We start from the raw sequence: 9,109 nt of genomic DNA, 5'->3' as shown, positions 1-9,109 counted from the left end.
GCGGTCACGACAAGCGCGTAAGGGGTCCCGGCCCCGGCCTGGTCCATGCTGATCCGCGAGACCAGAGTCGCGAACCGTTCATAGATCCACGCCCTCGCTGTCGGCTGCTCAGCACTCAGATCCACCCGGGACCCGTCAGCACGCACCCCCACACCCACCACAAATCCACTGTCCTCAGACTCACCGGCCACCTCGCCGAGGTTAGAGCCCTCGGGGTCGACAGCGCCGGTGGTGCCGTTGGGGCTGTCCGAGCCGTCAGGCGCCTGGCCGACGGTCGGCAGTGGTGCGTCGAACCGGTCACCACGGAGCACGGAATCGACAACATCGAAAAGAGACTCCTGACCACCGACAGCACAATCAACACCACCGTCAGCGCCGTCGGCATCGGCGGGTGCATTACAGACGCCACCGTCACCGGGATTCCCGCAGGCACCCGAACCATCGCCGGATGTTCCGAAAGCACTGCCATCACCATCCGTGTGGGTGGCGTGTTGGGGTGTCGTGGTTTCGTTCGCGGATTTGATCCGCGAGGTCAGCAACCCGTTCAGTGCCGCCCCCGCGACAGGGTCGAGGAGACCATTGAGCACCCAGTCCCCATTGCGTTTGGGTCGCATCGTCACCGAATAGTCACTGCGCGGTGTCTCCTCGACCGGTTTCTTCCCATCCGGATCGATATAGCCCAACATGCGATGAAAGATCGCTCGAATATCAGTGACCCGCACTGTCGGGGCATAGGCGACGAGGCGTTTCTCCACATCCGCCCGCTGCCCGGGACTCACCCAGTCGGGCAGGGCGGCCAGGCAGTCATCAATGGTCTTCGCCTGCCCTGCCGACAACGCCCCTGTGTGGAGGGCTTCGGAGACTTCGGGACACAAGGGTTCGAGTGCCTGCCCGGCCAGATCCACCCGCCCACCGAGGTTCTTGGCCATCTCGGCCCGCCGGTGGGCCTCGGTGCGGGTGAGGTTGAGGCGGTCCTGGATGAGGGACTTCGTGTCCTTCGCCCCCGTCTCCGCCGGTGTGCCTACCCTGTCGTAGACGGCCAGGGCGAGAATCGACAGGGCTTCCGAGACCCGGGAGAGGGCCTCGGCGCCATCGACGAGGAGGAGTGCCTCTTCCGGGCCCATGGGTTTGTCGAAGGACCGCAGTTGGGCATCAAGGTGCATGAGGGTGGTGATGCCGGTGGTGACTTCCGGAGCGAACGCCGTCAGGTCGGCCCACGCACTGCCGGTGAAGAGGGGGTGCCTGCTCACCCAGGCGGGCACGTCGGTGTCCCCGTCCAACGCGGCAGCGGCCGCAGCGATCTCAGCGACCTCGTCGTCGACGGAATCCTGTTCTCCACCCGAGGGTGTGGACGGGTCACCGGCGGCATCAGTGGGTTGGAGACCGGCTATGGGACGATCGCGCTGAGGCACGGGACCGTTTACGGCATCGTGGTCACTCCCGGCGGCATCGTCGCTGCCAGAAGTTCCGTCACAGCGGACGGTGGTGCCCGTATGGAGCGAACCGGCGGGACCGGGTTGGCCTGCACTATTGCTTTCGAGGTCATTGCCGTCGCCGGTGCCGCCGTCGAAGACATCGTCGTCGACTGTGTCGAAGTAAGTGCTCTCCGGTTCAGGCCCGGGATCCTCGGCGGGTGGGGTCGGGGTGAGGGTGGTGAAGGTGTCGGCGAGGGGGTGTCCGGTGAGGTCGATGCCGGCGTTGGTGAGCTGATCGAACAGCGACCCGGCGGCCGGTACTTCACCCGAGGGTGGGGAGGACTCCGACGAAGACGACCCGCCCGTGGGCGCACCCGCGGCGTCGTCGCCGGGGGTGGGGTGCTTGCGGTTCGGGGTGAGAGTCATGGTGTCCAGGGGTCCATTCGCCATTGTCCATGTCGTGTGACCTATTATACACCTTTGTGGTGTGTGTCAAGATGTTTGTTTGTTTTTTGTTCGACTATTTTGCGCGAGTTCTAGCGTCTTCGATTTCTAGGCCGAGCTGTGTTGTCCCGGTGCCGTTGCGTGATCCGACTTTGGTGTCAGCAGGGGGTCGTGTGTGTTCCAGGGTGGGTCTACGCTACAGTCCGGCACAGACACGACCCCACGACTGACGCCTGTCCAGCCAGTGACAGCGATACGCGCCGGCCGTCGACGACGGCCGTTCGGACAATGATGACTGGACGAGCAAGGGCTTCTGGTCGAACGATAAACACTTGGCGAACAAGCGTCGCTGGTCAAACAATCACGCCTGGTCGAACGATGGCCGCCGGTCGAGTAACGACCGGTGATCGCACAACGGCCGAAGATCGGGCCCCGGACTCAGCGCTCGGAAGTTTATCCCCGGGCTCAGCGCTCGGGAGTCGAACCGCGAACTCAGCGTTCGGCAGTCGAGCCGCGGCCCTCACTCTCGGCGAGCTGGCGGAGGTAGTCGTTGTAGGCGTCCAACTCCTTGTCGCCGTGCATCGCGACCTCGCGGTCACGGATCTTGTTGTTCTTCGACTCCTGACGGAACCAGGTGATGAGGATGATGAGGAGAATGATGACGGCGGGACCCTCGCCGTAGGCCCACGCGATCCCACCGGCGAGCTTCTGATCTTCCATGGGGTCGATGCCCCACCTCGGCGGGAGTTGGGCGAACCGATCGACCAGAGGCAGCGCCGCCATCATGACGATGACACCGAAGAATGCGTGCAGACCGGCTTCCATGAAGGAGTGGAAGATGCGGACGACGTGCGATTCGGGCACAGGAAGCGGGTCAGCCGGGATGAGCGTCGCATTGAAGACGATTCCTGTGAAGAGGAAGACGAGTTCGAGCGCGATGTGGACTCCGACGCCCTGGTTGAAGACCCAGCTCGCGGCGTCGGAGAGATAGAGGCCGTAGAAGAGAGCGAGGAACAGCGGGATCGAGAACAGCGGGTGGACGATGATCTTGCCCGGCCACGAGCGCAGCCCGAAGATGGCCGTCCTCAGCACCATGCGGCCCGGCAGGTTCCTCGGTGTCGAGCGAAGCAGGAGCGTTCCGGGAGCGCCGAGGAGGAGCAGCGGTGGCACGGCCATCATGAGGGTCATCTGCTGGAACATGAAGACTGAGAACATGACCTGGCCGTAACCCTCGATCGCGAGGCCCATGGTCGCGGCGAGGAGCAGGCAGCCGAGGAGGAAGAGGATCCCTCGCCATGCCGGCCACGGACGCTTCTGGACGGCGAGACGAATCCATCCGATGACATAGGCGAGAGCGACGAGACCCGCGATGACGGGTATGACGGGTATCGGCTGCAGGTCGAAGCCGAGAAAAGCTTTCAGGGACGGCGTTGCGGTCGGAATCCACGCCAGGTCAGTCATGTTGCGTACAGCACCTATCTCACACGGGTCTCGCTGTCTCAGCGAGTAGGTCTGACGACTAGGTTACTCCCCTGTCAGAGCCACCGAGTGAACGGCCGACTCGTGAGCAGGTTATCCACAGATTCAACTGCATCTGTTCTCAATCCATGAGTTCTCGCATAATGTGGGACACCCTGGCGCCTGGCCATCTCAGGTGCCATCGGCACGAACCGCAGTGTCAGCATCACGGACCACAGAGGCGTGGAATGAGAACCGGAATCGCTACACCAGCTCGTCGCACCACCATCCGTCGTCGTCTCCGCACGGTTGCCGCAATTGCGGCTGTAGCCGCCGTCGGGGCGGTCGTCACCGGATGTGAGGACAACTCCCCGGTCGCAGCGCCGACATCGACTCTTCCCGCGGCGGGGCCCTCGGCCGGCGAGTCGACGCCGGCTGTCCCCGAGTACACCACCGACCTCGACCTCACCGATGACGAGAAGAAGGCGGTCGACGGGGCGCTGGTGGCGTTCGAAGGGTTCTGGACTTCGGTCAATGAAGCATACGCGGGTGACTTCGGCGCGGCGGAAGACTTCTCTAAATATGCGAGAGGCGAGGCACTCGAATCGATCGAGGGTGACATCGACGTAATCGAAGACGGGTCATATGTGTTTCAGGGGAACATTGTGCCCACCAAAGTGAATGTCGCTTCATACTCACCACCTGGCGACACTACCTCGCCCGAATCTGTAAGTGTGCAGTTCTGTTTTGACTTGACCGAGTGGTCGCTAGCTCCAAAAGACCAGTCCACTACCCCGAAATCTGATGATGCAACTATGGAACACGTCATCACGCGCGAGGATGGCGCGTGGAAGGTGTCTTCTCAATCGCTGAAGGAACGCCGTTGTTAAAGTCCCGGTGGTCGCTCTCATTCACAAATGCCCTGATAGTACTTGTGTCAGTAGCGCTGATACTTTGGCCTCTTTCGTCGGCCAATGCAAAAGGCCCAAAATGCGACATGCGGGACATAAATAGTTGTGTTGCAGACACTCCGGGCGGAGGGGGTGGTGGAGGGCCCGCCCCTCGTCCACCGGGCGGTGGCGGAGGCGGCGGTTCCGGCGGGGGCGGCGGCTCCGGTGGCGGCGGCTCCGGCGGTGGAGGTGGATCCGGTGGAGGCGGGTCCGGCGATGGAGACGGAGACGGGCGGCCGGACTGCGTCTACGAAGAGCTCGGCTACATCTGCGCTGACCTGCCCGGAGGCGGTGGCGGCGGGGGCGGAGGAGGTCCCGCGCGACCAGCACCGCCGACGGAGATTCCCGAATCCCAGTTCCAGACATTCGACATCCCCGCGCCGACGATTCACGCCTGGCCGAAGGACTGGGCGGTCATCGGCAAACCCGCCGCCTTCTGGACGAACGCCGACGTCAGCTACATCGACATGACCCTCCTCACCTACGCCGTGCAGGTGAAGGTGACTCCGGAGAAGTACAACTGGAACTTCGGCGACGGCACCGGCGCGACGACTACAACCAAAGGCTCGAAACCGCAGCCCGGCGACAAGCCGGAGATCGGCCACGACTTCCAAGAAGTCGGACCGACAACCGTCGAGATGACAACGACGTTCACCGGCGAATTCTCCGTCGACGGCGGACCCTGGATCCCCATCGACGGCTACGCCTATGTCGCCAGCAACGAGCTGACCATCGACGTCTACCGGTTCCACCGCTATCTCGTCGACGAGGACTGCAACGCGAATCCGAATGGTCCCGACTGCAACTGACCCGGCTGAAACTGAACTGACTGCAAATGACCTGCATCGGCAATCAGTTCGTGCTCAACCGCGCACCCGCCACCCACAGAACGCCCAGATCTGAAACCGCAGAACGGTTGAAGTGGACTCGTCCCTGACCCTCCCACGACACCTGCTGACTCAACATCCGTTCGCGCGTGCCTTCAACGTCAATCAATCCGTTCCAGAAACATCCGTCCGTCCGTTCCAGCAACGTCCGCCCACCCGTACCAGCGACGTCCGTCCGCACCTGTCGAATCGTCGCCAATTCACACAGGAAAACCTCAAGGCTCCCTGAGAGACTATCGCCATGGTTTGCCGACTCACCGAGTTGCTCGTCGACTCACACTGGCGCGTTGTCATCATCGGCGCAGGTCAGGCCGGTCTCTCGGCCGCGCACTACCTCTGGCGCGATGGTTTGAAACCTGGTCGGGACTTCATCGTCCTCGACGCCAGCGATGGCCCCGGCGGTGCCTGGCGGCAGCGCTGGGAATCCCTGACGCTCGGTTCGACGAATCACATCGCCGATCTCCCCGGCTTCCCCCTCGGCGCGCCAGACCCGTCCGTGCCCGCATCCGAGATCGTCACCGACTACTACTCCCGTTACGAGAAGGAACTCGAACTCTGCGTCGTCCGTCCCGCCGAGGTTGCGCACGTGACCTCGGACGACACCGGTGCCGGACCGCTCAAGCTCACCGTCATGCTCGACGGCGAACGCCTGCACCTCACGAGCGACTACCTCATCGACGCGACGGGCACGTGGACCCACCCCTACGTCCCCTACGTTCCAGGGATCGCCGAATTCGAGGGCAAACAGCTCCACACCGCCCAGTTCCGCGAGGTCGAGGACTTCCGCGGCCTGCGCACGCTCGTCGTCGGCGGCGGCATCTCCGCCACCCAGTTCCTCCTCGAACTCGCCACCGTCACCGACACCCTGTGGGCCACCCGCCGTCCACCGAACTTCACCGCCCGCGAATTCGACGGCAACTGGGGACTCGAGGTCGAACGCGCGGTGCGCTCCCGCACCCTCGCCGGACTCCCACCGGCCAGCGTCGTCCGCACCACCGGGCTGCCGCTGCGCCGCGAATTCCTCGACGGCGTCGAATCCGGAGTCCTCGTCTCCCGCGGCATGTTCGACGAGATCCTTCCCCACGGCGTGCATTTCCCGGCCCGACCCGCCGAGGAGGCGGTGACCTCCGAAGGCCTCGGCCCCTCCCACAGCGACCGTCTCGCCCTCCCCCAGTCATGGCAGCCGTTCCCCGAGGAGCGCATCGAGGAGGTCGACGTCATCTTCTGGAACACCGGATTCCGTGCCGCCCTCAACCACCTCGCACCCCTCCACCTGCGCACCCGCGAAGGCGGCATCGCCATGGACACCGAGGTGGCCGTCAGGGACGATCACCGCATCTTCCTCGTCGGCTACGGGTCCGCGAGCTCGACGATCGGCGCGACCCGCGCCGGTCGCATCGCCGCCCGCGAGCTCCTCAAACGCCTCGAGACCACTGACACCGCTGAGACGACCGGTCACGAGAACCTCACCACTCAAGCACCCGGCACCGAGGCGGCCGACAGTAACAAGGCGACAAACAGTAGCGAGGCGACAAACAGAGACGCGGCGACCGCCGGCCCGACCAGCGACGCGGCGACCGCCAGCCCGCCCACCGACGATGAGTCCGTCCCCGCTGTCGCGCTCGACGCCGTACCGCAGGCTCAGCGCAGGGCCGGAGCAACTGTCAGTTCAGCCCCGGCGGCGGAGTGAGACTCTCATCGGCAAGCCGCACCGTCGGCAGCATCGTCGCGAAGACGGCAGCGGTGGCCTGATCCCCGCTCTTGACCACCATCTCCAGCGTCACCTTGAACTGTCGGCCCTCCACCTGCACACCGGCCGCCACCCCGTAGATCACTGACTCCGTCGACTCGATCGACCGCATGTCGTCGGGGCCGAGGGTGCCGGTGAACGTCCAGTACTCTCCCCCGGTCACCTGGCCGGTCTTCTCCGTCGACAACTGCGACCCCGCCGAGGCGAACGTCGCATCCTGCGCGGACCTCACGGAGTCGGCCGGGGTGATGTCGTCGTCCTCGTAGCAGTTGACCGTCATGAGCGCGCCGGACCCGCGCTCGAACAGGCGGTACCCGTCGTATCCGGTCGAGTCACTCCACTCATCGTCCATCGCGATCGCGATGGGCACCGGACACGACTGTCCCACGTCGATGGTCTGCTCGGTCATCCCCGGCGGAATCGTCCCGACACCGGACTCCGCGGTCGGCGTCGAGGTCGACCCATCGCCGACGCCCACCTTCACGGGCGCGGAATCGCCCTCGTTCGTGCTCACTCGCATCGCCGAGCAGCCGCTGAGCACCACGGTCAGCGCCAGAAAGCCTGTGGTCAGGGATCGCAGGGTCATCGGCTGGCCTTCCGTCAGAGTCACCACCATCCTACCGGCGGGCGCGGTCTGCAGCGTCGCCTCGGACGCCGCCGGGCAGGGTCGGCAGCTCCTCCTCAGAGGCCGATGCAGAAGACGTCACCGGTCATTTCAGCCCCGGCGGCGGGGTGACCGGTTCGCCCGCGAAGCGCACGGTCGGCAGCATCAGCGCGTAGACGGCAGCCGCCTCGGCGTCGTCCTTCTTCGCTGCCATCTCTACACTGACCCGGTAGAGCCGGCCCTCGTCCCGGAGCCCCGCCACCGCACCGTAGAACACCGACTCCATGCCGCCTATCGAACGCACCGACGAGGCGCCCAACTCGCCCTGCACGGTCCAGTAGACTCCGCCCGGGATCTCGCCGGCCTTCTCGGTGACGACGCGGGATCCCGGGTCGGTGAGGATGACATTCATCGCATCGTCGGTGACCGACTCCGGGTCATCGCCGCCCCAGGCGTAGCAGTTGACACTGACGAGGCGCTCCTCGCCGTTCGCGTACACCTGATAGCCGCTCACGCCGCCGGCGTCGGTCCATCGGGGGTCGACGGCGAATTCGACGGAGATCGGGCACTCGTCTCCGAGATCGGGCACTCGTCTCCGAGAGCGGCCTCGACCTCCTGCCACCCCTCCGGGATCGCGTCGGAGTTCGCCGTCTCCGGCGAGCCGTCACCCACGCCGACAGCCACCGGTCCGGAATCCTGCTCGGACGTGCTCACTCTCAGGGCAGAGCACCCAGTGGTGAGCAGACAGGCAACCAGCATGCCGCCGAGCAGCCGCCGAGGGGTCATCGTCACGCCTTCCGTCGCAGTCATCAACATCGTACGGCACACCGCATGCCCGGACCCTGGTGCGAATCCCGGCCGGGGCATAGCCTTGAGACATGGCTGATCTCCTCCTCCTCGACGACTCCGACATCGACCGCGTCCTCTGCATCGTCGCCCACCCCGATGACATGGAGTACGGCGCCTCAGCGGCAGTGGCGAAGTGGACGGGTCAGGGGAAGACCGTCGCTTATCTCCTCCTCACCCGCGGCGAAGCCGGCATCCGCACGATGCCGCCGGATCAGGTGGCGCCGCTGCGGGCAGAGGAGCAGGCTCACGCATGCGCCGTCGTCGGCGTCGACGACCTCGAGATCCTCGAGTTCCCCGACGGCATGCTCGAAGTCAACCAGGAGCTGCGGCGCGCGATCGCGAAGAAGCTGCGCGAGTTCAGGCCGGACGCCGTCATGGTGACGAACTGGAATCTCGAGACGGCGTGGGGCCTCAACCACGTCGATCATCGGGCGGCCGGCATCGCGACGGTCGACGCGATCCGGGACGCGGACAATCCGTGGCTGTTCACCGACCTCGCCGATTCCGGTCTGGAGGCGTGGAAGGCGAGTCGGCTGCTCGTCACCGGCCCCGATTCACCGACGGATGCGATCGAACTGAGCGCCGAGGATGTCGCCAAGGGCGTGGAATCGCTCGAAGCGCACACGGTCTACCTCGAAGCGCTCGGGGATCATCCCGAGCCGAAGGACATGATCACCGACATCTGCGCGAACACCGGCGCACAGGCGGGCGTCGAATACGCCCTGCCTGTGCGCGTGTACGAGATGTGAGGA

8 protein-coding genes are annotated in these 9,109 nt (G+C 65.1%); 4 read left to right on the top strand and 4 right to left on the bottom strand.

All coding sequences use genetic code 11. The features are described from left to right. On the bottom strand, window positions 1–1,280 hold a 1,280-nt coding region (locus FJ887_RS16830; RefSeq protein WP_250786272.1), incomplete at its 3' end, for a DUF222 domain-containing protein. Between the two features lie 1,071 nt (window positions 1,281–2,351). After that, the gene (locus tag FJ887_RS16825; RefSeq protein WP_137827095.1) at window positions 2,352–3,320 is read right to left on the bottom strand and encodes a cytochrome c oxidase assembly protein; all 969 of its coding nucleotides are present in this window, start codon (window positions 3,318–3,320) and stop codon (window positions 2,352–2,354) included. A gap of 245 nt (window positions 3,321–3,565) precedes the next feature. On the opposite strand from FJ887_RS16825, the gene FJ887_RS16820 reads away from it, so the two are divergent. From FJ887_RS16820 to FJ887_RS16810, 3 genes are all read left to right on the top strand, one after another. Then, complete coding sequence (locus tag FJ887_RS16820; protein ID WP_137827094.1) at window positions 3,566–4,207, top strand: hypothetical protein; 642 nt, start codon at window positions 3,566–3,568, stop codon at window positions 4,205–4,207. Between the two features lie 107 nt (window positions 4,208–4,314). Continuing rightward, complete coding sequence (locus FJ887_RS16815) at window positions 4,315–5,076, top strand: hypothetical protein (protein ID WP_140955668.1); 762 nt, start codon at window positions 4,315–4,317, stop codon at window positions 5,074–5,076. A 319-nt stretch (window positions 5,077–5,395) separates the two neighbouring features. Then, entirely contained in the window at window positions 5,396–6,844 is a 1,449-nt protein-coding gene (locus tag FJ887_RS16810; protein WP_349290511.1) for an FAD-dependent oxidoreductase, read from the top strand. On the opposite strand, the gene FJ887_RS16805 is transcribed toward FJ887_RS16810, so the two are convergent. Both FJ887_RS16805 and FJ887_RS16800 read right to left on the bottom strand, forming a co-directional pair. Next, window positions 6,819–7,514: a hypothetical protein gene (locus FJ887_RS16805; protein ID WP_249356644.1), complete on the bottom strand. Its 696-nt coding sequence runs from the start codon at window positions 7,512–7,514 to the stop codon at window positions 6,819–6,821. The two genes, FJ887_RS16810 and FJ887_RS16805, sit on opposite strands and share 26 nt — an antisense overlap. Before the next feature lie 100 nt (window positions 7,515–7,614). Beyond that, window positions 7,615–8,097, bottom strand: coding sequence for a hypothetical protein (locus FJ887_RS16800; RefSeq protein WP_140955667.1), 483 nt, complete (start codon window positions 8,095–8,097; stop codon window positions 7,615–7,617). Window positions 8,098–8,386: 289 nt separating this feature from the next. Here FJ887_RS16800 and FJ887_RS16795 point away from each other — a divergent pair, with 289 nt between their 5' ends. Then, window positions 8,387–9,106, top strand: a complete 720-nt coding sequence (locus FJ887_RS16795) for a PIG-L deacetylase family protein (protein WP_140955666.1) — start codon at window positions 8,387–8,389, stop codon at window positions 9,104–9,106. Window positions 9,107–9,109: the final 3 nt, after the last annotated feature.

The organism is Brevibacterium sp. XM4083 (assembly GCF_006489205.2).
Classification (GTDB): domain Bacteria; phylum Actinomycetota; class Actinomycetes; order Actinomycetales; family Brevibacteriaceae; genus Brevibacterium.
Note: the sequence above shows the minus strand (reverse complement) of the source record. Positions and strands in the feature narration are given on the sequence as shown.